Origin of the sequence: Rhodovulum strictum (assembly GCF_009649175.1) — a bacterium.
Lineage (GTDB): Bacteria > Pseudomonadota > Alphaproteobacteria > Rhodobacterales > Rhodobacteraceae > Rhodovulum > Rhodovulum strictum.
On sequence record NZ_WJPO01000006.1, the window covers coordinates 1 to 22659 of the forward strand.

General features: G+C 67.6%; 18 protein-coding genes. 5 read left to right on the forward strand and 13 right to left on the reverse strand.

The genetic code is table 11. The annotated features are described in order from the left end of the window. Positions 1-73: 73 nt before the first annotated feature. The gene (cobT, locus tag GH815_RS05570; protein WP_153747772.1) at positions 74-1948 is read right to left on the reverse strand and encodes a cobaltochelatase subunit CobT; all 1875 of its coding nucleotides are present in this window, start codon (positions 1946-1948) and stop codon (positions 74-76) included. Between the two features lie 85 nt (positions 1949-2033). Beyond that, positions 2034-3002 (reverse strand): cobaltochelatase subunit CobS, encoded by a 969-nt coding sequence (gene cobS / locus GH815_RS05575; protein WP_153747773.1) that lies wholly within the window; start codon positions 3000-3002, stop codon positions 2034-2036. Between the two features lie 734 nt (positions 3003-3736). Here cobS and GH815_RS05580 point away from each other — a divergent pair. Next, a complete protein-coding gene (locus tag GH815_RS05580) occupies positions 3737-5113 on the forward strand; it encodes an FAD-binding oxidoreductase (protein WP_153747774.1) in 1377 nt (458 codons plus the stop codon). Positions 5114-5145: 32 nt separating this feature from the next. Here the strand turns inward: GH815_RS05580 and GH815_RS05585 are convergent, their stop codons facing one another. Further along, entirely contained in the window at positions 5146-5856 is a 711-nt protein-coding gene (locus tag GH815_RS05585; protein WP_246176335.1) for an SDR family oxidoreductase, read from the reverse strand. Positions 5857-5938: 82 nt separating this feature from the next. Here GH815_RS05585 and GH815_RS05590 point away from each other — a divergent pair, with 82 nt between their 5' ends. Together GH815_RS05590 and GH815_RS05595 are read left to right on the forward strand one after the other, a co-directional pair. Next, positions 5939-6403 carry a GNAT family N-acetyltransferase gene (locus GH815_RS05590; RefSeq protein WP_153747776.1) on the forward strand — a complete coding sequence of 155 codons (465 nt, stop codon included), beginning with the start codon at positions 5939-5941 and terminating at the stop codon, positions 6401-6403. Further along, positions 6400-6906 carry a GNAT family N-acetyltransferase gene (locus GH815_RS05595; RefSeq protein WP_153747777.1) on the forward strand — a complete coding sequence of 169 codons (507 nt, stop codon included), beginning with the start codon at positions 6400-6402 and terminating at the stop codon, positions 6904-6906. The genes GH815_RS05590 and GH815_RS05595 overlap by 4 nt, the downstream gene beginning before the upstream one ends. A gap of 61 nt (positions 6907-6967) precedes the next feature. Here the strand turns inward: GH815_RS05595 and bcrD are convergent, their stop codons facing one another. From bcrD to had, 7 genes are read right to left on the reverse strand one after another with little or no spacing between them, the layout of a single operon-like run. Then, complete coding sequence (gene bcrD / locus GH815_RS05600; RefSeq protein WP_153747778.1) at positions 6968-7810, reverse strand: benzoyl-CoA reductase subunit D; 843 nt, start codon at positions 7808-7810, stop codon at positions 6968-6970. Positions 7811-7822: 12 nt separating this feature from the next. Continuing rightward, positions 7823-9115, reverse strand: coding sequence for a benzoyl-CoA reductase subunit A (gene bcrA, locus GH815_RS05605; RefSeq protein ID WP_153747779.1), 1293 nt, complete (start codon positions 9113-9115; stop codon positions 7823-7825). A gap of 13 nt (positions 9116-9128) precedes the next feature. Further along, positions 9129-10412, reverse strand: a complete 1284-nt coding sequence (bcrB, locus tag GH815_RS05610) for a benzoyl-CoA reductase subunit B (protein ID WP_153747780.1) — start codon at positions 10410-10412, stop codon at positions 9129-9131. A gap of 3 nt (positions 10413-10415) precedes the next feature. After that, on the reverse strand, positions 10416-11582 hold the full coding sequence (gene bcrC, locus GH815_RS05615) for a benzoyl-CoA reductase subunit C (protein WP_153747781.1): 1167 nt from the start codon (positions 11580-11582) through the stop codon (positions 10416-10418). After that, a complete protein-coding gene (locus tag GH815_RS05620) occupies positions 11579-12352 on the reverse strand; it encodes a cyclohexa-1,5-dienecarbonyl-CoA hydratase (protein WP_153747782.1) in 774 nt (257 codons plus the stop codon). Before GH815_RS05620 ends, bcrC begins: the two co-directional genes overlap by 4 nt. Further along, complete coding sequence (gene oah, locus GH815_RS05625) at positions 12349-13485, reverse strand: 6-oxocyclohex-1-ene-1-carbonyl-CoA hydratase (protein WP_153747783.1); 1137 nt, start codon at positions 13483-13485, stop codon at positions 12349-12351. The genes GH815_RS05620 and oah overlap by 4 nt, the downstream gene beginning before the upstream one ends. A 30-nt stretch (positions 13486-13515) precedes the next feature. Next, complete coding sequence (had, locus tag GH815_RS05630; protein WP_153747784.1) at positions 13516-14583, reverse strand: 6-hydroxycyclohex-1-ene-1-carbonyl-CoA dehydrogenase; 1068 nt, start codon at positions 14581-14583, stop codon at positions 13516-13518. Positions 14584-14750: 167 nt separating this feature from the next. On the opposite strand from had, the gene GH815_RS05635 reads away from it, so the two are divergent. Further along, on the forward strand, positions 14751-17405 hold the full coding sequence (locus tag GH815_RS05635) for a bifunctional acetate--CoA ligase family protein/GNAT family N-acetyltransferase (protein ID WP_153747785.1): 2655 nt from the start codon (positions 14751-14753) through the stop codon (positions 17403-17405). Here the strand turns inward: GH815_RS05635 and GH815_RS05640 are convergent. The 3 genes from GH815_RS05640 to GH815_RS05650 all read right to left on the reverse strand — a co-directional run bounded on the left by GH815_RS05640 (position 17402) and on the right by GH815_RS05650 (position 21266). After that, a complete protein-coding gene (locus GH815_RS05640) occupies positions 17402-18592 on the reverse strand; it encodes an acetyl-CoA C-acyltransferase (RefSeq protein WP_343030673.1) in 1191 nt (396 codons plus the stop codon). The two genes, GH815_RS05635 and GH815_RS05640, sit on opposite strands and share 4 nt — an antisense overlap. A gap of 4 nt (positions 18593-18596) precedes the next feature. Next, positions 18597-20195: a benzoate-CoA ligase family protein gene (locus GH815_RS05645; RefSeq protein WP_153747786.1), complete on the reverse strand. Its 1599-nt coding sequence runs from the start codon at positions 20193-20195 to the stop codon at positions 18597-18599. A gap of 171 nt (positions 20196-20366) precedes the next feature. Continuing rightward, entirely contained in the window at positions 20367-21266 is a 900-nt protein-coding gene (locus tag GH815_RS05650; RefSeq protein ID WP_153747787.1) for a LysR substrate-binding domain-containing protein, read from the reverse strand. Positions 21267-21398: 132 nt separating this feature from the next. Here GH815_RS05650 and GH815_RS05655 point away from each other — a divergent pair, with 132 nt between their 5' ends. Then, the gene (locus GH815_RS05655) at positions 21399-22619 is read left to right on the forward strand and encodes an acyl-CoA dehydrogenase (RefSeq protein ID WP_153747788.1); all 1221 of its coding nucleotides are present in this window, start codon (positions 21399-21401) and stop codon (positions 22617-22619) included. Positions 22620-22659 lie beyond the last annotated feature (40 nt).

Below are 22659 nucleotides of genomic sequence, written 5' to 3' on the forward strand. Positions count from 1 at the left end.
CCATGACCACCTCCCTCTCCGAAAGGGAACCACAGCCCCAAACAAAGGGGAAGCCCGTTTATGAGTTCAGAACCTAGACCGCCCTGCGGATCCCGATCATCCGCGCCCGCCCGCGCGGATCCTTGTCGAAAAGCGCGGCCAGTTGCTCGGTCATCGCGCCCGCAAGCTGCTCGACATCGGTGATCGTGACCGCGCGCTGGTAATAGCGGGTGACATCATGGCCGATACCGATGGCGATCAGTTCCACGGCCTTGCGCCGCTCGACCATCGCGATCACGTCGCGCAGGTGCTTTTCAAGGTAATTCGCCGCATTCACCGACAGCGTGGAATCGTCCACCGGCGCCCCGTCCGAAATCACCATCAGAATCCTGCGCGCCTCGGGCCGGGCCATCATCCGCCGATGCGCCCATTCCAGCGCCTCGCCGTCGATATTCTCCTTCAGCAAGCCTTCCTTCATCATCAGCCCAAGGTTCTGGCGCGCCCGCCGCCAGGGCGCATCGGCGGACTTGTAGATGATGTGGCGCAGATCGTTCAGCCGCCCCGGCGCCATCGGCCGTCCCTCGGACAGCCATTTCTCGCGGCTCTGCCCGCCCTTCCAGGCGCGGGTGGTAAAGCCCAGGATCTCGACCTTGACATCGCAGCGTTCCAGCGTGCGCGCCAGAACATCGGCACAGATCGCGGCAATGGAAATCGGCCGCCCGCGCATCGAGCCGGAATTGTCCAGCAGCAGCGTCACCACGGTATCGCGGAACTCGGTGTCCTTCTCGACCTTGAAACTCAGCGGCGTGGTCGGGTTCGCGACCACACGGGCCAGCCGCCCGGCATCGAGGATCCCTTCCTCGCAATCGAATTCCCAGGAGCGGCTCTGCTGGGCAAGCAAACGGCGTTGCAGCTTGTTCGCCAGCCGTCCCACCGCGCCCTTCAGCGGGTCAAGCTGCTGGTCCAGATAGGCGCGCAGCCGTTCCAGTTCGGCCGGTTCGGCCAGATCCTCGGCCTTCACCTCCTCGTCGAACTCGGCCGTGAAGACCTTGTAATCGGGATCGGCCTCGGAATGCGGCGCGGGCGGCGGCGGTTCAAGCGGTGCCTCCCCCTCGGGCAGTTCGGCTTCCTCGCCCATGTCCATGTCGGCCAGATCGTCCGGGCTGACATGGGCCTGCGCGGCATCCTGCAACGCGTCCTGCGAGCGTTCCGAACTGGCATCGGCCTCGTCGCTGTCCTCGCCCTGTTCCTCGCCATACTCCTCGGGCGCGTCCTCGTCGGTCTCGGCGCCCTCGTCCTCGGCCTCGTCCTCCTGCGCATCCGGGTCGTCGCCCAACTGGTCGCCATAGCCCAGATCGGCGATCACCTGCCGGGCGAAGCGGGCAAAACCCGCCTGATCGGCCAGCACCTCGTCCAGCCGGTCCAGCGTGCCGCCCGCCTGTTCCTCGATGAAGCCGCGCCACAGCGCCATCGCATTGTCCGCCCCCTTGGGCAGCGGCCGCCCGGTCGCCAGATGGCGCAGCATGTAGCCGGCGGCAACCGACAGCGGCACCTCGCCCGCCTCGCGCGCCTGGGCATAGCCGCGCTTCGCGGCCTCGGCGGCGATCACCGCGTCGATATTTCCGGCCGTGCCGGGCATCGCGCGGGCGCCCACCGCCTCGCAGCGGGCGGTCTCCATCGCCTCGTAGAGATCGCGCGCCATCTGGCCCGAGGGCCGATAGCGCGCATGCAGCCCGGCATCATGGAACCTGTGGCGCAGCGCAAAGCCGTCCGCCGTGCCACGCGCGATCAGCACCTCCTCGCGCGTCATCCGCCGGCTGACCTGCGGCAGACGCACCGCATCCGCCATCAGCCCCGGCGGATCGACCGAATAGGATACGCCCAGATCGGGATCATCGGCCAGCACGCGCGTGGCCTCGGCCAGCGCCTTCTTGAACGGATCGGCGGGGTTGTCAGATGGTTTGGTCATCCCGTCCCGGCGCCGCACGCGCCCTCACCCTTCTTCTGGCCCCAAATATCCCCGCCGGAGGCACGCGCCCGACGGGCGCGTCCCCTCAACCTACAGCGATGCTCGCCGCGCTTTCGGGCAGTTCCTCGGCGAACAGCCGCTGATAGAACTCGGCCACGGTGGCGCGTTCCAGTTCGTCGCATTTGTTCAGGAAGGTCACCCGGAACGCATAGCCCACATTGCGGAAGATCTCGGCATTCTGCGCCCAGGCGATCACCGTGCGCGGGCTCATCACCGTGGACAGATCGCCATTCATGAAGGCCGTGCGCGTCAGGTCGGCGACCGTCACCATATGGCCGATGGTCTTGCGGCCCTTCTCGGTGTTGTAATGCGGGCATTTGCCCAGCACGATCGCGCATTCCGCGTCATGGCTCAGATAGTTCAGCGTCGCGACCAACGACCAGCGGTCCATCTGGCCCTGGTTGATCTGCTGGGTGCCATGGTAAAGCCCCGTCGTGTCGCCCAGACCCACCGTGTTCGCCGTCGCGAACAGCCGGAAATAGGGATGCGGCGAGATCACCTCGTTCTGGTCCAGAAGCGTCAGCTTGCCGTCCGCCTCCAGCACGCGCTGGATCACGAACATCACATCCGCGCGGCCCGCATCGTATTCGTCAAAGACGATGGCACAGGCATTGCGCAGCGCCCAAGGCAGGATGCCTTCCTGGAACTCGGTCACCTGCTTGCCGTCGCGCAGCTTGATCGCGTCCTTGCCGATCAGGTCGATCCGGCTGATATGGCTGTCGAGGTTCACCCGCACGCAGGGCCAGTTCAGCCTTGCGGCCACCTGCTCGATATGGGTGGACTTGCCGGTGCCGTGATAGCCCTGGATCATCACCCGGCGGTTATGGGCAAAGCCTGCCAGGATCGCCAGCGTCGTGTCGGGGTCGAACTTGTAGGTCGGGTCGATATCGGGCACCCGGTCGGTGCGCTCCTCGAAGCCCCTGACCAGCATGTCGGTGTCGATCCCGAAAACCTCGCGCACCGAGATCTCCTCGGTGGGTTTGACTACGCTCATGTTGCTCGATCCGTCCAACTTGCGTTCCTGCGCCTAAGTGTAACATAACGTCCGGGCGTGCAAGGGGAAGGGACCGGTCCGCGCTGTCGGAAACACGGCGCGTTGCGTCGGAAACGGAGCGCCGCAACGGTTTGTAAACCATTTCCGGGCATCTTTGCGCCGAAGCGAACTGTCCGGGTGACGTAGCGGCGGATGCGGTTCAGGATCGCGCCGCTTGGACCGACGGTTCCGAGGCGCGTATCGCCGGAAGACGAGTTGTCCTTTGACGAGTTCTGTTGGCGATACCCGCATGTGCGCCCGTGGACGGGACGTGCCTGCGGTCCCCGCCCGCCATCGCGGTGGCGGGCGGGGCGTTTTCCCTGGCAAGGACCCGCTGCCCCTTCCATGCGCACCGCAATGCCTGCCCTTTGATCGCCGTGCGGCGGCCCGCTGGCCTGCCGCATCGGTCTTGTCAGGCTGCCTTGCGCGACGAATCCCGCGATGCATCGGCCAAAGCGGCGTCCATCGCGGTGGCCGCGGACAGGATCGGCTTCGGTGGCACCCTCAGCCAGAAACAGCCACCAAAGGTTGTGGATGCGGGGGCGCGCTAGAGAATAGGTTGAGATCTCTCGATTGCACGCACCCAGGCTCACGGATTTCCGCAGCTTTCCGCCATGCAGCGCGCGTTGCACTTTCCCGCGCCGCCGGTCTCGCCTAGGGTGCCTGCCGTTGCCTGATGAGCAAGGAGTTGCCGGATGCCCGTTCCCGCCGAAGCCCTGACTGCGCTGGGGAACGTTCTGGGGGGGCGTCTCAGCCGGTCGGGGCCGGATCTGGACCAGCACGGACGCAGCGAGACGTGGTTTCCCAAGGCACTGCCCGATGCCGTCGCCTATCCCGAGACGGTCGACGAGGTCGCGGCGATCGCACGAATCTGTGCCGCGCATGGCTGTCCGCTGACCGCCTGGGGCGCGGGCACCTCGCTCGAGGGGCATGCGCTGGCCATCAAGGGAGGGATCTGTGTCGATTTCACCCGCATGAACCGGGTTCTGAAGATCAACCCCGAGGACATGGACGCGGTGGTTCAACCCGGCGTGACGCGCGAGGCGCTGAATGTCGAGCTGCGCGCGACGGGGCTGTTCTTTCCGGTCGATCCGGGCGCGAATGCGACGCTGGGGGGCATGGCCTCGACCCGCGCCTCGGGCACGACGGCGGTGCGCTATGGCACGATGCGCGACAACGTGCTGGCGCTACAGGTGGTGCTGGCCGATGGGCGGGTGATCCGCACCGGCACGCGGGCGCGCAAATCGTCGGCGGGCTATGACCTTACGGGGCTGTTCGTGGGCGCCGAGGGGACATTGGGGCTGATCACTGAACTGACGGTCAGGTTGCAGGGCCAGCCCGAGGCGATCTCGGCCGCGGTCTGTGCCTTCGACGCGATCGGCCCTGCGGTGGACACGGTGATCCAGACGATCCAGCTGGGCATCCCGATGGCGCGGATCGAATTCGTGGATGAAGCGACCGCCGCCGCCGTCAACGCCTATGCTGGTGCCCGCTTTCCGGTGAAGCCGCATCTGATGGTCGAATTCCACGGCTCGGCATCCGGCGTGGCCGAGCAGGCCGAAGCCTTTGGCGAGATCGTGGCCGACAATGGCGGGGCGGGCTTCGAATGGTCCGCACGCCCCGAGGACCGGACCGCGCTCTGGACGATGCGGCACAATGCCTATTACGCCTGCCTAGCCTCGCGCCCCGGTGCAACGGCGCTGGTCACCGACCTGTGCGTGCCGATCTCGAAGCTGGCCCAGGCGGTCGAGGAAACCCGCGCCGACATCGCCCGATCGCATATCCCCGGCCCGATCCTGGGCCATGTGGGGGACGGCAATTTCCACGCGATCCTGCTGGTCGATCCGGACAACCCTGTCGAACTGGCCGAGGCAAAGCGCCTGGCGCACCGGATGACAGAGCGCGCATTGCGGCTGGGTGGCACGATCTCGGGCGAGCACGGGATCGGCATGGGCAAGCTCGGCCACATGGCCGCCGAACACGGTCCTGCCTGGGACGTGATGGGCGAGATCAAGCGCGCGCTGGACCCCCTGGGGCTGATGAACCCGGGCAAGATGATCCGACAGGAGTAAGCCGGGCTGCCGCGCCCTGCCCAGGCCGCCCGTCAGACATATTGTCCCGCATCGACCTGCAACACCTGCCCGGTGACAAAGGCCGCGCGGTCCGACAGCAGGAACAGCACCGCCGCGGCCACATCCTCGACCCCCGGCAAGCGGCCCAGCAGCGTTTCGTCCAGCGCGCGTTGGCGCACCTCCGGGGCCAGCGCCAGCGTCATCTCGGTCAGCACCATGCCGGGCGCGACCGCATTCACCGTCACCCCCTTGCGCCCGAACTCGCGCGCCGCGGTCTTGGTCAGCGCCACCAGCCCGCCCTTGGACGCCGCATAATTCGCCTGACCGAACTTGCCCCGCAACCCGTTGATCGACACCAGGTTGACGATCCGGCCATAGCCCGCCCCGGTCATCCCCGGCGCCACCGCGCGGATCAGGTTGAAGGCGCCGGTCAGGTTCACATCCAACACCTGCCGCCATTCCTCGTCCGTCATCCTGAGGATCGAGCGGTCCCGCGTGATCCCGGCATTGTTCACCAGCAGATCGACCCGCCCCAGCGCCGCCACCGCATCGCCCACCGCCCCCGCGCAGGTCACATCGACGGCGTGCATCGCGGTGCCCTCGGGTCCGGTGCCGCCCGCGGCGTCGAACACATGCACCTCGGCCCCGCCCGCCACCAGCCCCTCGGCAATCGCGCGCCCGATGCCGCGCCCGCCGCCGGTCACGATCGCGCGCCGCCCCTGCCAGCCCCCTGTCGCCTCCAAAGCCTGCCCTCCCTCCGCTTGACCATCGCTTAATTTGGTATTAGCGTACCGTTTTAATTCATACAAGGAAAAGGGGGCCTGCATGTCCGAGAAACCCGTCGCCGTCCGGCCGGTCCAGCCGCCGGATCTCGACGCCGCCATCGCGCTTGACCGGCAGGTGACCGGGCTCTCGCGCCGCGGCTTCTTCGTCAAGCGCCACGCAAGCCTCGGGGCCGATCCGGGCCGCTTTGCCTGGCTCGTGGCCGAACGCGACGGCAGCCTTGCGGGGTTCGTCTCGGCCCATCTGCAAGAGGGCGAGTTCGGCGGCACCGCGCGCGCCGCGGTGATCGACGCCATCGCCACCGACCCCGCGCAGCGCGGAACCGGCATCGGCCGGGCGCTGATGGACGCGCTTGAGGCCGACCTGCGCGCCCGCGGCGTGACCGAGATCCGCTCGGAAGCCGACTGGACCGACCGCGAGATGGTCCGCTTCTTCGCCGCGTCGGGCTTTGCGCTCGCCCCGCAGCTTGTCCTGAATTGCCCCGTCACCGCCGAGGCCCGCCCATGAACACCCATGACACCGATTTCAGCGACCCCTCCGGCGATGGCCCCGAGGCGCTGGGCCGCGATCCGATCCTGGTGCGTTCGATGCGCGAGACCGATCTGCCCGCCGTCGTCGCCATCGACCGCAAGCTGAACGGCACGGGCCAGCCCCGCAGCCGCTATTACCAGGGCAAGCTGGCCGAGATGCTGGGCGAAAGCGGCGTGCGCGTTTCGCTGGTGGCTGAAATCGACGGCATGTTCGTGGGCTTCGTGATGGCGCGGGTGGATTATGGCGAATACGGACGCACGGCACCTTCGGCGGTACTGGACACGATCGGGGTGGACCCCGGCTTTCAGGGGCGTGCCGTGGGCCGCGCGCTGATGCGCCAGCTTCTGGGCAACCTTGGCTCGCTCAATGTCGAGACGCTGCACACAAGGGTCGACTGGAACGCGCATGGGCTGATGGCGTTCTTCGAGTCCGCAGGCTTCGCCCCCGCGCAGCGCCTGGCCTTCTGCCGGACGCTCTGACAGGATGGGATGGGCGACAGGATGGGATGGGCGGCGCGCGTGACGCCGCCCAAAGGCCGCCTCAGGCGGCCATTTCGTCCAGATGCGCCAGCTTGCGATGGCGGAAGGCGCCCCAAAGCGCTGCGCCGATCGCACCGGCATGGATCGCGTCGGGATGGCTTTCGGCCCTCAGTGCCATCTTCTCGGCCTGAAGCGCCTCGTTCAGCGCGGCCACCAGCCCCTCGTCCAGCGCAAGCCCGCCGGTCATCTGCACCACGCCCTCGGTCGCGCCGATGGCCTTGAGCAGTTTCGCAAGCCGCGTCGCCATCGACACATGGATGCCCTTGAGGATGTTCGCCGCCGATATCCCGCGCGAAACCATGTTGATGACATCCGTCTCGGCCAGCACCGCGCAGATCGAGGATACCTTTTCCGGCGCATCGGCCGATTGCGACAGCGCGCCGATCTCGTCCTGGGCGATGCCCAGATAACGGGCGATGTTTTCCAGGAACTGGCCGGAACCGGAGGCGCATTGGCTGGTCATCCGGTAGCCCAGCACCTTGCCGCTGTCGTCGATGCGGATCGCGCGGCCGTTCAGCGCGCCGATATCCAGCACCGCGCGGGCCTGATCGTTCAGGAACACCGCACCGCGGCCATGCGTCGTCATCGAGTAGAAATGCCCTGTCGCGCCGCGCAGCGCCTCGGCGTCCCCGGTCGAGGCGACATAGGCCACATCGGCGCGGCTCAGCCCCTGACGGGCCAGCATCGCGTCGAATGTCTCGTCGGCAAGCTGGAACGGGTCGCGGTTGCGGATGCGCGCCACATCCTTGTCCAGCCACTCGGCGCGGTCGCCGTCCACGCGGAACAGCACGGCCTTGACGCAGCCCGAACCGATGTCGATGCCGGCAGTAATGATGGGGTTCATGTCATTCCTCCCTCAGTTCAGCGCGGCACGCGCGGCAAAGGTCGCCCCGCCCAGCGCGCCGGTATAGATCGACTCCGGGTCGATGTTGATCTGGACGTCGCCGTAATTCTCGGCGATCAGCTTGCGCAATTCGCGCACGGCGGCCTCGTTCTTGGCGACGCCGCCAGTAAAGGTGAACTGGTCCTTGACCCCGCCCGCCCGCGACAGGATCGACATCGCGCGCAGGATGATCGCGCGGTGCAGCCCCGCCAGGATGTCCTCGCGCTTTTCGCCCAGCGCCAGCCGGTCGCGCAGTTCGGCGCCCGCAAAGACAGTGCAGGTCGAGTTGATGCGCACCTGCTTGGTCGAGGCCATGGCCAGCGGCCCCAGTTCGTGCAGGCCCATGTTCATCTCGTCCGCGATATAGCCCAGATAGCGGCCGCAACCCGCCGCGCAGCGGTCGTTCATCTGGAAATTCTCGACGATGCCCTGGGCATCGACCTGAATGCCCTTGGTGTCCTGCCCGCCGATATCCAGCACCGTGCGCGTGCCCGGATACATCATGTGCGCCCCCAGCCCGTGGCACAGGATTTCCGAGCGGATATGCTCCTTGGGAAAGGGCAGGCGCACGCGGCCATAGCCGGTGCCGACCACATAGGTTTCCTCAAGCGGGATGGCGAGTGCGGCCTGCACCGGCGCGGCGATGGTGGTGGCGTCCATCGTCCCCGCCTCGAGCGCGCGCAGGAACTTGGCCTCCATCTCGCCGGCGGGGGGGCGGTTTTCGACCTCGATGATCGACTTGTCATAAAGGTTCAGGACCAGTTCGAAGGGCAGCCCCGCGTCCTTGCTGACCGCCTCGCCGACCTGCATGAAATCGGCGCCCGCCAGATCGCGGAAGAAATCCGACTTGCGCCGCGCCCCGGGGGCGAACAGCCCGGCCGAGCGGTCGCGCAACCGGCGGAAGGTTTCTTCCAGCACGTCGCGCACAGCGCCCGCGATGCCCTCGAAACGCGGGCCGCTGATATTGCCGATGCAGGTGGCTTCCAGATCGTCGAACTGTTCGAGGAACTGGATATGGCGGAAGTTGCGTTCCAGATCGGCCAGGATCGCATCGACCTGCCCTGCCGCGCCCGGCACATCGGCCAGCGCCCGGCGGAACAGCGTCAGGCGCGTGTCGATCAGCGCCTCCTGTTTCGAGACCTTGGCCGCGGTGTCGTAGTTCGAGCGCGAATTGGTGATGCCGCGGCCCAGCACCTGAAGGTTCTCGTCCATCACCACCGCCTTGGTGGTGGTCGAGCCCAGATCGATTCCGATGAAACACTGCATGACTGGTCCCCCCTCAGGCCGCCCGGGTCGCGCCGCGGCGCTTCTGCTCGATCATCTGGAAATAGCTTTCCAGCCGGTTCTTGACGTTGGCCGCCGAGAAGTAGCGCGGGTCCACCAGATCGGTCTCGATGAAGGCGCCGGGCTTGCCGGTGCGCTTCTCGACCTCGCGCATCATCATCAGTTGCCCGGCCGAAAAGCTGTTGCAGGACTTGATGGAATTGGTCAGCAACCCGTCGGCCTGATACTCCTCGATATACTTGGTCAGGATCTCGACGCGGTTCGGCAGGTTGCGGTTGGTGTAGCAACCAAGGCAGTAATCCGCGAGCGACTCCAGGGGGTTGTCGGGGTCGTGGCGGAAGCCCAGATCATACATGCCGCCGACCTTGGTATAGGTCGAGGCCACCACCACCGCGCCCTCGTCGGAAAACATCTTCCAGAACTCGCGGAAATGGGTCCAGTTGGGCGGGCCTTCGACCACCAGCCGGTATTTCTGTTCGCTCAGCGTGGTGCCATCGGGCATCAGCGGCCCCTGCCCGGCATCGACACGGGCCTGCACCTCGGCGCGCAGCGCGGTGTAATAGTCGATAGCGTCGGTCGTGCCGCGAAAGGCGGTAAAGATCGGGCCGATGTAATAGACCCCGCCGAAATAGGCGTCGATCGGCGAGGGCGTGCGCTTGCCCTGTTCCAGCACCCAGACCAGATCATCCTCGGCCCGCGCCGAATTGCGCAGCGCCTCGCGCAGCCGGTCGATGTCGAACTTGACGCCCGACACCTCCTCAAGGCCGGGAATGATGACCTCTTTCAACTGCTTGACGATGTAATCGCGCATGTTCTTCGTCGACTGCCCGTCGCCCTCATAGGGGACGTGCAGCATCAGGGTCGGGCATTTGTACTCCTCGCGCAGCAGCTCGAACCACTTCATGAAGGTGTAGCAGCCCGTATAGGACAGCAGCAGCACATCGGGGTTGGGAAACGGCTTGCCGTTCGGCGCGATGTTGCCCTTGCCCATCATGCCGATATCGGCCTTGACATAGGTGCAGACATCCTCGGAATGGCCCGATTTCTCGGCCGTCATGATGTAGTCGCCCGACAGCTTGCGCATGCCGTTCTGGATCGCGTTGATCTCGGGCAGGTTGTTGACGATGCCAAAGCACAACAGCAATTCGTTCAGGTTGCCCGGCACGAAGGTCGAGGACACCTTGCGCCCGGTTTCGCGGGACGAGGTGATGGCGTCGTAATTGCGGGCGATCAGTTCCTTTTGCAGGAGCATCGAGGGTTCCTTGACGACATCGGACATGGCCTAGCTCCAGAGCTTGAGGGAATCGGCGAATGTTCCGGCCTGCTCGCGGATGGGCTGCATCTGGCCGGAATTCTCGGCGTATTTGAACGAGATATGGGGGATGCCCGCCTCGGTCAGCCGGTGCGCGATCATCGGCCGGTCCAGCAGCGCCGGATCGCAGAAGCTGGGGCTGGCATAGATCACCCCCTCGGCGCGGGCCTTGCGGATCTGGGCGATGTGGAACCGGCCCTTGTCCTCTTCCCGGGGCACATATTTGCACGAGGTCTCGACCGAATGGGTCAGATAGGCCAGCGCCAGCGCCTGCACGGGGTCGCCATCGGCGGGCACGTCTTCGGTCAGGAAGCGGTTGACCAGCGCATAATCGTCCTCGACCACATAGCAGCCCGCCATCTCGATCGACTTGATCAGGTTCAGAGGGGGCTGTTCGCAGAACGAGCCATAGATCGCGATGCGCACATTGTCCCGGCGCGGCCGGTCCTCGGCGCTTGCGGCGGCCAGCCAGGCGGCGAGCATCTCGTTATGCTCCTCGACCGGCATCAGCAGCCCGGCCCGCATCAGCAGATACACCTCGGATGCCGGGGCCTTCCACGGCGCCTCGGCGCGGAAATCGTAGACGGCGCGCACAAGGCGTCTGTTCTCGTTGTAAAGCGCGATGGACGTGCGCAGCGCCGCGTCGGTCACCGGGCGGCCGGTCAGCCGTTCCAGCCCCTCGCGCATCTCCTGAAGTTCTTCGGCGTAATAGGCGCCGCCCACCTCGGGGTCGAAATTCTGCGGCGTATCGAAGAACTTGGTCCAGACATCGGGGAACATGATCTTCCACATCCCCGACAGGTTGCGGATCACGTCGCAGACGAAGGGAAAGATCATCCCGTCCACGAAATCCAGCCGCCCGGTCAGGCCCAGTTCCACGGTCGAACGCGGGATCCGGCAGATATAGCTTTGATAGAAGGCGTCGCCGTGGATCACCTCCATCCGGTCGCCGCCGCCGAAGATGCCGAGCGGCAGGCAGCCCGCGGCATGGATCAGCTCCAGCGGCGCATAGACCGGCAGGAAACCCACCACCTTGCGCCCCGGCTCGGCCGCCTTCCACGCCCGCGCGGCAGAAAAGTCCAGATCGTCGAACAGCGCCTGGCAATGGGCGATGATGGCTTCGGTGCTGGCGGTCATCGGGTTGCCTCCCATTGCGCGGGGCGCTTTTCGAGAAAGGCCGTCAGCCCCTCGACCGCGTCCCGGGTCTGCATCAGTTCGTTCAGATAAAGCGCCTCGGCCTCGGCCAGTCGGGTGCGGATGCGCTCGACGTAAGGACCGCGCGCCGCCCGGACGGCCAGCCGCAGGGAGGACGGGCTGTGCCCGGCGATGCCGCTGTCGAACCAGTCCAGCGCGGCGCGTTCGGGATCGTCGGAAACGCTGTGTACCAGCCCCAGCCGGTGCGCCTCGGTGCCGGTGACCGGCTGGCCCGAGAACAGCATCGCCTCGGCCGCGCAGCGCTCCATCCGCTCGGGCAGGATGACCGAGGCGGGCGGGGCAAAGACGCCCAGCACGATCTCGGGCTGGCCGAAACGGGCATCGGGCGCGGCAAAGATCAGGTTCCCGGCAATCGCCACCTCCATCCCGCCGCCCAGGCACTGGCCGCGCACCGCCACCAGAACCGGCACCGGCGCCGCGACGATGCGCAGGACCATGGCGTGAAAGCCCCTCAGCATCGCTTCGTACTGGCCGGGCAGATGTTCCTCGACCGAGGCGCCAAAGCTGAAATGCGGCCCCTCATGGTCGATCAGCACCCCCATCAGCCGCGGATCGTCCAGATGGTCGGACAGCGCGGCGTCGATGGCGGCGATCATCGGGGCATCGACGATATTGGCCTTGGGCCGCGCCAGACGCAGCCGCAACAGCCGCCCGTCCCGGTCGTGCCAGACCTTCAGGGGCGCGGCGCTCATTTCTGTGCCCTCGCCGCGGGCATCAGGCTTTCGGTCAGATCGTCGGTCCAGGGCGTGCCGGCCGCCAGCGCCTGACGCAGCGCGACGAAGTCGATCTCGCGGTCCTCCTTGCTGCCCTCGTTGAAGGCGCGGAAGCCCGCCCGCGCCTCTGTCATCATGTTCAGGGCCAGCCAGGACCGGCTGTTTTCCTTGTTGGCGTTCCAGGCGTCGATCTTGGGCTTGCGCAATTCCTCGATGGTCTTGGTGAAGCAGTCGGGGAAGGTCAGCAGGATCCTGGCGCACAACTCCTCGACCCGGGCATCCAGCAGCGACAGGTCCACATTGCCGCGCTTCAGCATCTCGCGGCCCGCGGCCAGTTCCTCGCCCGTCCGCGGCTCGCCATGGGCGATCTTGCCGTATTCGTCCAGCCAGCGGTCGGTGATGACCAGCGGGTTCGGCACGAATTTCCCGTCCACCTTCAGCGCGGGCACGATGTCGGTCAGCATGCCCAGCCGATACGCCTTGTGCGCCGACCACGGCTCGCAAAGCGAGCCCGAGACCATCGCCATCTCGGCCCCCAGCATCACCGGCAGGAAGTCGGTCGCGCCGCCGATGGGGGCCGAGCCGTGCTTGGGCCCGGCCTGCCCGAAGCGCGCCAGATCCTGCGCGACCGAGAAATCGCAGGCCATGCCGATTTCCTGCCCGCCGCCGATGCGCATGCCGTTCACGCGGCAGATCACCGGCTTGTCGCAACCCAGGATGGCCGAGACCATGTCGTTGAAAAGGCGCATGTATTGCCGGTATTCCTGTGGGTTGCCCGCGTAATATTCGGCATATTCCTTCGTGTTGCCGCCGGTGCAGAACGCCTTGTCGCCCGCACCGGTAAACACCACCGCCACCACGTCACGCGCGTTCGAGGCGGCGCGAAAGGCCAGGATCGTGCCCTTGACCATCTCGGTCGTGTAGGAATTGAACTGCGCGGGGTTATCCAGCGTGATCCAGGCATTGAACAGCCCAGGCACCACGGCGCCGTCAGGCGTGCGCGCAGAGCGTTTTTCGTACAGGACGCCCGGCACGACGGTTTCGGGCACGATATTGTGGTCCTTCAGCGCGCGGGGCTCGGGGGCAAGGGCGGCAGCGGGATGGGCAGACATGATGTCGTCCTCTCTGGCAATCGGATGGGGTCAGGGCACAAGGATCGCGCGGCGCGTCAGCTTGTGGTCATGGGCGGCGGCGAAGATGGCGTTGATCTCGTCCAGCGGGTGCTGTTCGACAAAGGCGCCAAGCTCGATCCTGCCATCCAGCACCAGATCCAGCGCGCCGGGATACAGTTCGGGCGGGCAGCCCCAATTGCCCAGCGCGCGGGCATGAAAGGCCATCAGGTTCGACAGCCGGATATCGGGCTTGTCCATGGTAAAGCCGACGACGGCCAGCGTCGCGCCATGCACCAGCAGGTTCCAGGCCGTGGTCTGGCCCGCCGCGGTGCCGGAACATTCGAAGATCACCCATTCCCGCGTCGGCAGACCGTTTTCCGCCGCGAAGGTGGCAATCGCCTTCTTCAGCGCCCGTGCGTCATGCTCGCGGGCATTGAAGGTCGCCGCAGCGCCATGCCGGGCAATCGCCTCCAGCTTGGCCGGGTCCACGTCGATGGCGACCACCGTGCCGCCAAAGGCCGCGGCGATCTGCGCGCAATAGCCGCCCACCCCGCCGGTGCCGATCACGATGCACAGGCTGCCGGGCGAAACACCGGCCTGCAACACCGCCTGATAGGGCGTGGTCACCGCATCCGCCACGACCGAGACATCGGCCAGCGTGAGCCCCGCCCTGGCCAGCCTGTCCTCGTCCACCGGGCACAGCCCGCGCGCCGGCACCACGATATGCGAGGCAAAGCCGCCCTCGATGTCATTGCCCGGCATCGCCTGGTTGGGACAGATCGTACCCTTGCCACGCTTGCAGGCATCGCATTCGCCGCAGGGCATCACCGCGGGCACGATCACCGCGCGGCCCAGCCAGTCCTGGGCGCCCGGCCCGGCCTCTATGACGCGGCCCGAGATCTCGTGCCCCAGCGTCAGCGGCAGCGGCCGGTTGGTGCGCACCCCGTCATAATAATAGCCCAGATCGGTATGGCAGACGCCGCAGCCCGCGATTTCCACCACAACCTGTCCGGGGGCGGGCGCATCCCATCGCAGCGGCGCGCGGGCCAGCGGTTCTCCGGCAGCCGTCATGGTCCACCGATACGGTGCTTTCAGCATGTCTCCTCCCCGTCCTGTGATCGAGCCCGTGCCGGGCGGCGTGGCCGGCATCTCTTATATAAGTATAGGAGTACCTATTTACCTGTTTGTCAAGCACCCAATCCTGCGCCATAGTCCCGGCAAGGGGCCGCGCGCCGAAAACCCGCGCCGCCACGAACGGAGGAGCCATGTCGATCCTGAACCTGCCCGGCCTGTTCGCCCCCCGGTCGGTCGCGGTGATCGGGGCCAGCGAAAAGCCGCTGTCGCTGGGCAATATCGCCATGCGCAACCTGCTGGCCGGCCGCTTCGAAGGCCCGATCATGCCGGTCCATCCCGGCTGGCGCTCGGTCACCGGGGTTCTGGCCTATCCCGGCATCGCCGAGCTTCCGCTTGACCCCGATCTGGGCGTGATCTGCACCCCCGGCGCCACGGTTCCCGCCCTGATCGACGCGCTGGGCCAACGCGGCGCGCGCGCAGCCATCGTCGCGGCCAGCGATGCCGATCCGGCCGCGATGCTGGCCGCCGCCCGACCGCACGGGCTGCGCATCCTTGGCGGGTCCAGCTTCGGCGTGGTGGTGCCGCGCGCGCATCTGAACGCCAGTTTCGCCCATCTTTCGGCCAGGCCCGGCCGCGTCGCCTTCGTCTCGCAATCGGGTGCGCTGTGCGCGGCCGTGCTCGACTGGGCCGCGCCGCGCGATATCGGCTTTTCCTGCGTGGTCTCGCTGGGCGATTCGGTGGGCGTGGGGTTTTCCGACGTGCTGGATTTCCTGTCCAACGACGACGAGACCAAGGCGATCCTGCTGCATATCGACACGATGGTTGCCGGGCGCGAGTTCATGTCGGCCGCCCGGGCCGCGGCGCGCAACAAGCCGGTGATCCTGACCCGCGGCGGGCGGTTGCGCCGGGCGGGCGGCCCGATCGGCCCCTTTCTGGCCGAGGCGCTGGCCGCACCCGACGAAACCTTCGATGCCGCCGTCAGCCGGGCCGGGGCGCTTCGGGTGGAAACCGTGGACGAGCTGTTCGGCGCGGTCGAGACGCTGGCGCGGTCCAAGCAGATCCGCGGCGAACGGCTGGCGGTGCTGTCGAATGGCGGCGGCGCAGCCAAGATCGCCATCGACGAGATCATGTCCACCGCGCGCGGCGAGGCGACCGAACTTGCACCCGACACGCTCGACCGGCTTGCCCGGCTGATGCCACCGGGCTGGGTGCCGGAAAACCCTGTCGATCTGGGTGTGACCGCACCCGCAGGGCTGTACGAAGCGGCGCTGGAGATCCTGTTCGACGCGGCCGAGGTGGACGGGGTTCTGGTGATCCATTCGCCCAACCCCATCGTCGAGGCGCGCGAGGTCGCCGCCCGCGTGATCGCGGTGCAGCGCCGGATGGATGGCCCGCTGCTGGCCTGCTGGCTGGGCGGGCAGACCGCCGATCCCGCGCTGCGGCTGTTCGCCGAGGCCGGGCTGCCCAGCTTCAACTCGATCGGGGCGGCGGTGCATGGCTTCGGCCATCTGGTGCAATACCGCCGCAACCAGGCGATGCTGCTGGAAACGCCCCCGGCAGAACCCGCCGACATGCATCAGGGCCGGCGCACCGCGCACCGGCTCATTGCGCAGGGGCTTGCCCGGCCCGGCGGCACGCTGGGCGATCCCGAGACCCGTGCGCTGATCGCAGCCTATGGCATCCCGGCGGTTGCCAGCACCTTTGCCGCCAGCGTGGACGAGGCCGCCGAGGCCGCAGAGCGCATCGGCTTTCCGGTCGCGCTGACCGTTTCCTCGCCCGATCTGCCGCGGGAATGGGATGTGGGCGGGGTGGCGCTGAACCTTCAGACCGCCGAGGCGGTGCGCTCGGCCGCCGAGGGCGTGCTTGGCCGCGTCGCCCGCACCGCGCCCGAAGCCCGGATCGAGGGTTTTGCGATCCAGCCCATGGTCCTGCGCCCCAATGCGCGGCAGTTGATGATGGGCATCGCCTGCGATCCGCTGTTCGGCCCGGTTCTGGTCTTTGGCGAGGGCGGGCGCGCGGTGGAACTGGTGCGCGACCATATCGTGACGCTGCCGCCGCTGAACATGGCGCTGGCCCGCCAGATGATCGCGCGCACCCGCCTGTCGCCCCGGCTCGACGCCCATGGGCTGCGGCCTGCTGCCAATCGCGATGCCATCGCCGAGGCACTGGTGCGGCTGTCGGCAATGCTGGTGGACAATCCCGAGATCGTGGCCTGCGACATCAACCCATTGTTCTGCGACGAGACCGGCGTGATCGCGGTCGATGCCCGCATCCGGGTCGCGCCGTTGCAGGACAGCCCCGCGCGGCGCTTTTCGATCCTGCCCTATCCGGCCGGGCTGGAAGAACCCGCAACACTGCATGACGGCAGCCGGATCCTGCTGCGCCCGATCCGCCCCGAGGACGAGCCCGCCCATGCCGACCTGATCGGCCGAATGAGCCCCGAGGATCTGCGCTATCGCTTCTTCGGCGCCACGCAGAAGCTGCGCCACCACCAGCTCGCCCGGCTGACCCAGATCGACTATGACCGCGAAATGGCCTTCATCGCCACCCGCACCGGCAGCGACGGGCGGGCCGAGACGCTGGGCGTGGTCCGCACCTCGACCGATTCCGACAATGTGCGCGCGGAACTGGCGATCCTCGTGCGGTCCGATCTGAAGGGTACGGGTCTGGGCCGAACGCTTCTGGACAAGATCATCCGCTACCACCGCGCCCGCGGCACCGCCGAAATCGGCGCGCAGGTGCTGTCGACCAATGAACCGATGCTGCGGCTGGCCCGCGCCGGGGGCTTCGCCGTGCATGCCGCCGAGGAGCCGGGCATCATGGAATGTCGGCTGGCGCTGGGCTAGGCGCGCTCGATCACCACGGCGATCCCCTGCCCCACGCCGATGCACATCGCCACCAGCGCATGGCGCCCGCCCCGGCGCGCAAGCTCCAGCGCCGCGGTCAGGATCAGCCGCGCGCCGGTCGCGCCCAGCGGATGGCCCAGCGCAATCGCGCCCCCATTGGGATTCAGCCTGCTGTCCCACGGGTCAAGCCCCATCAGTCGGCAGGCGCCGATCACCTGAACGGCAAAGGCCTCGTTCATCTCGATCAGGTCCATGTCGGCCAGCCGCAGCCCGGCGCGGGCCAGCGCCTTGGCCGCGGCGGGCGCAGGCCCCAGCCCCATCACCCGCGGCTCGACCCCGGCAACCGCGGCGGCCCGGATCGTGGCGATGGGCGCGATCCCCGCCCGCTCGCCCGCCGCGCGCGTGCCGATCACCAGCGCCGCCGCCCCGTCATTGATGCCCGAGGCATTGCCGGCCGTCACCACGCCCCCCGGGGCCAGCGGGCGCAGCGCGGCAAGGCTGTCAAGGCTGGCGTCGGGCCGGGGATGTTCGTCCTCGGCCACCAGAACGGCGCCCCGCCGCCCCGCCACCTCGACCGGCGCGATCTCGTCGGCCCGCAGGCCCGCCGCCCGCGCCGCCCGCTCCTGCGAGGCGGCGGCGAAGCGGTCGGCCTCGTCCCGGCCGATGCCCATCTCGCGAGCGATGTTCTCGGCGGTTTCGGGCATCGTGTCATTGCCCCAGGTGGCCACGAAACGCGGATTCGGAAATCGCGCGCCGATGGTGGAATCGAACACCTCCATGCTGCGCGCAAAGGGCGATGCCGCCTTGGCCATCACGAAGGGCGCGCGGGTCATCGACTCGACCCCGCCGGCCACCACGATCCCGGCCTCGCCCAGGGTTACGGCGCGGGCCGCATCCACCGCCGCCGACATCCCCGAGCCGCACAGCCGGTTCAGCGTGATCCCCGCCACATCGACCGGCAGCCCGGCCAGCAGCGCGGCATGGCGGGCGATGTTGCGCGCATCCTCGCCCGACTGGCAGGCGCAGCCCAGAACCACTTCCTCGACCCTGTCGGGGGCAAAGGGCGTGCGCGCCAGCGCCGCCGTGATCGCGTGGGCGGCCAGATCGTCTGGCCGCACCGTCGCCAGCGCGCCCCCATGCTTGCCGAAAGGCGTGCGCGCCCCGGCATAGATGCACCCCTCCAACACCGGGCTATTCCTGACTGCGCAGGCGAAAGCGCTGGATCTTGCCGGTGGCGGTCTTGGGCAGATCCTCGACGAAATGGAACCGGCGCGGGAACTTGTAGGGCGCGAGCCGTTCCTTGCAATGCAACGCCAGCGCCGTCTGCAAGGACGAGGTGCCCCGCACCCCGTCAGCCAGCACCACCCAGGCCTCGGGCTTGACCAGACCCTCGGCATCCGGGTTGCCGACCACCGCGGCCTCCAGCACGTCGGGGTGCTCGATCAGCGCGGCCTCGATCTCGAAGGGCGAACACCAGATGCCGCCGACCTTCAGCATGTCGTCCGAGCGGCCGCAATAGGCGAAGTACCCTTCCTCGTCGCAGGTATAGGTGTCGCCGGTGTTCAGCCAGTCGCCCAGCATGGTCGCCGCGGTCTTTTCGGGGTTGTTCCAGTAGCAGCGCGCGGCCGACAGCCCGCGGATCATCAGCCGCCCCGATTGCCCCGGCGGCAGCCGCGCGCCCTCCTCGTCGAACACCGCGCCCTCATACCCCTCGACCATGCGGCCGCTGGTGCCGGGGCGGATGTCGTCCGGGCGGTTCGAGATGAAGATATGCAGCAATTCGGTCGAGCCGATCCCGTCCAGAATGTCGAGCCCGGTGCGTTCCTTCCAGCGCCGCAGGGTTTCCGCCGGCAACGCCTCGCCCGCCGAAACACACAGCCGGACCGAACCGAAATCCGGCTTGCGTGCCTCAAGCGCATGGATCTGCGCGGCATAAAGCGTCGGCACCCCGAAATAGAGCGTGGGGCGGAACCGCTCGATGGTGGCAAAGGTGCTTTCGGGCGTGGGCCGCGCGTCCAGCAGGACCGCGGTGCCGCCGACCCACAGCGGAAAGGTCATGCCGTTGCCCAGCCCATAGGCAAAGAACAGCTTGGCTGCGGAAAAGAACACATCATCCTCGCGCGCGCCCAGCGTGCGGACCCCGTAGAATTCCGAGGTCACGACCATGTCGCGATGGCGATGCACCGCGCCCTTGGGATTGCCCGTCGAGCCCGAGGAATACAGCCAGAAACAATCCGCCTCGGCCGAGGCCGGAACCGCCTCGAACTGTTCGGACTGCGCGGCCAGACGGGCGGCAAAGCTGTCGGCCCCGCCCTCGGCCAGCATCACCGCGACAGGCCGGTGGCCCGATTGTGCCAGCCCCGGTTCGACCTCGGCCGCGAATTCAGGCGAATAGATCAGTCCGGCACAGCCCGAATCCGCGATCATGAAGGCGTAATCCCTGGCCCGCAGCAGCGTGTTCAGCGGCACCGGCACCACGCCCGCCTTGATCGCCCCCCAGAACAGCTGAAAGAACGCGACCGAGTCCTTGACGATCATCAGCACCCGTTCGCCCGGCCCGATCCCGAGGGATACCAGCAGGTTCGCCGCCCGGTTCACGCCCGCGGCAAGCTCGGCATAGGTGGTGTCACCCTGCGTCGTGCGGATGGCCACCTTGGCCCCGCGCCCCTCGGCAAGATGCCGGTCGATGAAGACCCGCGCCACGTTGAAGCCGGGTGGAAAGGCCAGCACGCCATCGCCGGCCACGGGCCGCGCGGAGACCGCGCTCTTTTCCAGATCGCACAGGTTCATGGCTCCTCCCTCGCGCGGTGCCGTCTGTTGTCCGTCCCGATGCCCGCCCGGCGGTCACGTCACGCCGGTCTCCTCTATGGTCGGGAATACTGGTACCGCTTTACCTATTTTGCGAGCCACCCTCCTTCTGTCAAGCACGACGCGCATCACGGCGCGCGAAGGCCCGAAATTTCAGCACTCGGTCGCCGCGATCTCTTGCAGCAGCCATGTACGGAACGCCTGCGCCGCCGCGCTGTCCCGTGCGCGGTCGGGCAGGATCAGCGCGTAATGCTCGCCCGTGACCATCCGCCGCGCCGCACCCAGCCTGAGCGCGCCCATGTCCAGCGCCCGCCGCGCGATGATCTCGGGCACCAGCCCCACGCCCAGCCCGGCCGCCGCGGCATCCAGGATCATGTCGAAATGATCCAGCCGCGCGCCGCGCAACGCCCGCCGAGGGTCGATCCCGCTGTCGCGGAACCAGTCAAGCCACAGCGTCGGCCGAGTCGATTGCTGCAACAGCGGCAGGTCCAGCAATTCGGACTCGGACAGTGCCGCACGCCCGCCCAGCAGACCGGGTGCGACGACGATCACCAGTTCCTCGGCCAACAGGTTCTCGCGCCGCGTGCCGGGGGGTTCATGCTGGGTGCGCATGATGGCCAGATCGACGGGTTCGGCGGCGAAATCGACCGGCGCAAGGCGGGCCGACAGATCCAGGCTGACATCCGGCGCGGCCTGCGCGAACCCGGCAAGCCGCGGGATCAGCCAGCTTCGGGCAAAGCTGGGCAGCACCGCGATGCGCAGCACCGCGCCATGCCCGGCAAAGGCCATGACCCCGATCGACGCCTCGTTCAGATCGCCCAAGAGCCGCTCGGCCTGATCCAGAAAGGCCCGGCCCGCCGCCGACAGCACCAGCCGCTGGCGCACCCGCTCGAACAGCGCGACGCCCAGCCGGGCCTCCAGCGCGGCCAGCGTGCGCGAAACCGCGCTTTGCGTCAGGTTCAGCGAGCGCGCGGCCATGGTCGTGGTGCCAAGCCGCGCGCAGGCCACAAAGGCCTCCAGCTCGCCCGTCGTGGGCAGGTAGGTCTTGCGCATCCGCCCCCCTTTTCGTCCAAGTTTATGCGCATTGCGCATCAACTTCGCAAATCTTATCGTTGGCTCGGCGCTGGCGGGGGCACTAGGATCGGCCCCCGGACCCAGCCTGCCAACCCCGCGAAAGGAACCGCCATGCTCGACAAACCGCCGGTCAGGCCGAAGGATGCCCCGCAAATGGCACCGTTTTCCTGGGAAGATCCGCTGCTTCTGGACGACCAGCTTGCCGAGGACGAGCGGATGATCCGCGACACCGCCCGGGCCTTTGCGCAGGATCGGCTGGCCAGCCGCATCGACGCCGCCTATGAGCGGGAGGAAACCGACCCCGAGATCTTTGCCGAGATGGGCGCGATCGGGCTGTTGGGCTCGACCATCCCCGAGGCAGAGGGCGGGATCGGCGCGGGCTATGTCGCCTACGGACTGATCGCGCGCGAGATCGAGCGGGTGGATTCGGGCTATCGCTCGATGATGAGCGTCCAGTCCAGTCTGGTGATGTACCCGATCCACGCCTATGGATCCGAGGCGCAGCGGCACAAATACCTGCCGAAACTGGCATCGGGCGAATGGATCGGCTGTTTCGGCCTGACCGAACCCGAGGCGGGCTCGGACCCCGGCGGCCTGAAGACGCGGGCCGAACGGATCGACGGCGGCTATCGGCTGACCGGCTCCAAGATGTGGATCTCGAACAGCCCCATCGCCGATGTCTTCGTGGTCTGGGCAAAATCCGACGCGCATGACGGCGCGATCCGCGGCTTCGTGCTGGACAAGGGGCTCAAGGGCCTTTCGGCACCGAAGATCGGCGGCAAGCTTTCGCTGCGCGCCTCGGTCACCGGCGAGATCGTGATGGCGGGCGTCGAGGTCGGCGAGGATGCGCTGCTGCCCGATGTCGAGGGGCTCAAGGGGCCGTTCGGCTGCCTGAACCGGGCGCGCTACGGCATCAGTTGGGGCGTCATGGGCGCGGCCGAGGATTGCTGGCTGCGCGCGCGCGCCTATGGGCTTGATCGCCGACAGTTCGGCAGGCCGCTGGCGGGCACCCAGCTTTACCAGAAGAAACTGGCCGACATGCAGACCGAGATCGCGCTGGGGCTTCAGGCCGCGCTGCGGGTCGGACGGCTGATGGACGAAGGGCGCGCCGCACCCGAGATGATCAGCCTCATCAAGCGCAACAATTGCGGCAAGGCGCTGGAAATCGCACGCGCGGCGCGCGACATGCATGGCGGCAACGGCATCCAGATCGGCTATGGCGTGATGCGGCATGCGCAGAACCTGGAAACGGTGAACACCTATGAGGGCACGCATGACGTCCACGCCCTGATCCTGGGCCGGGCGCAGACGGGTTTGCAGGCGTTCTTCTAGGCCCGGGCGGATCGCAGGCCCCGGACTGACGGCGCGTTAC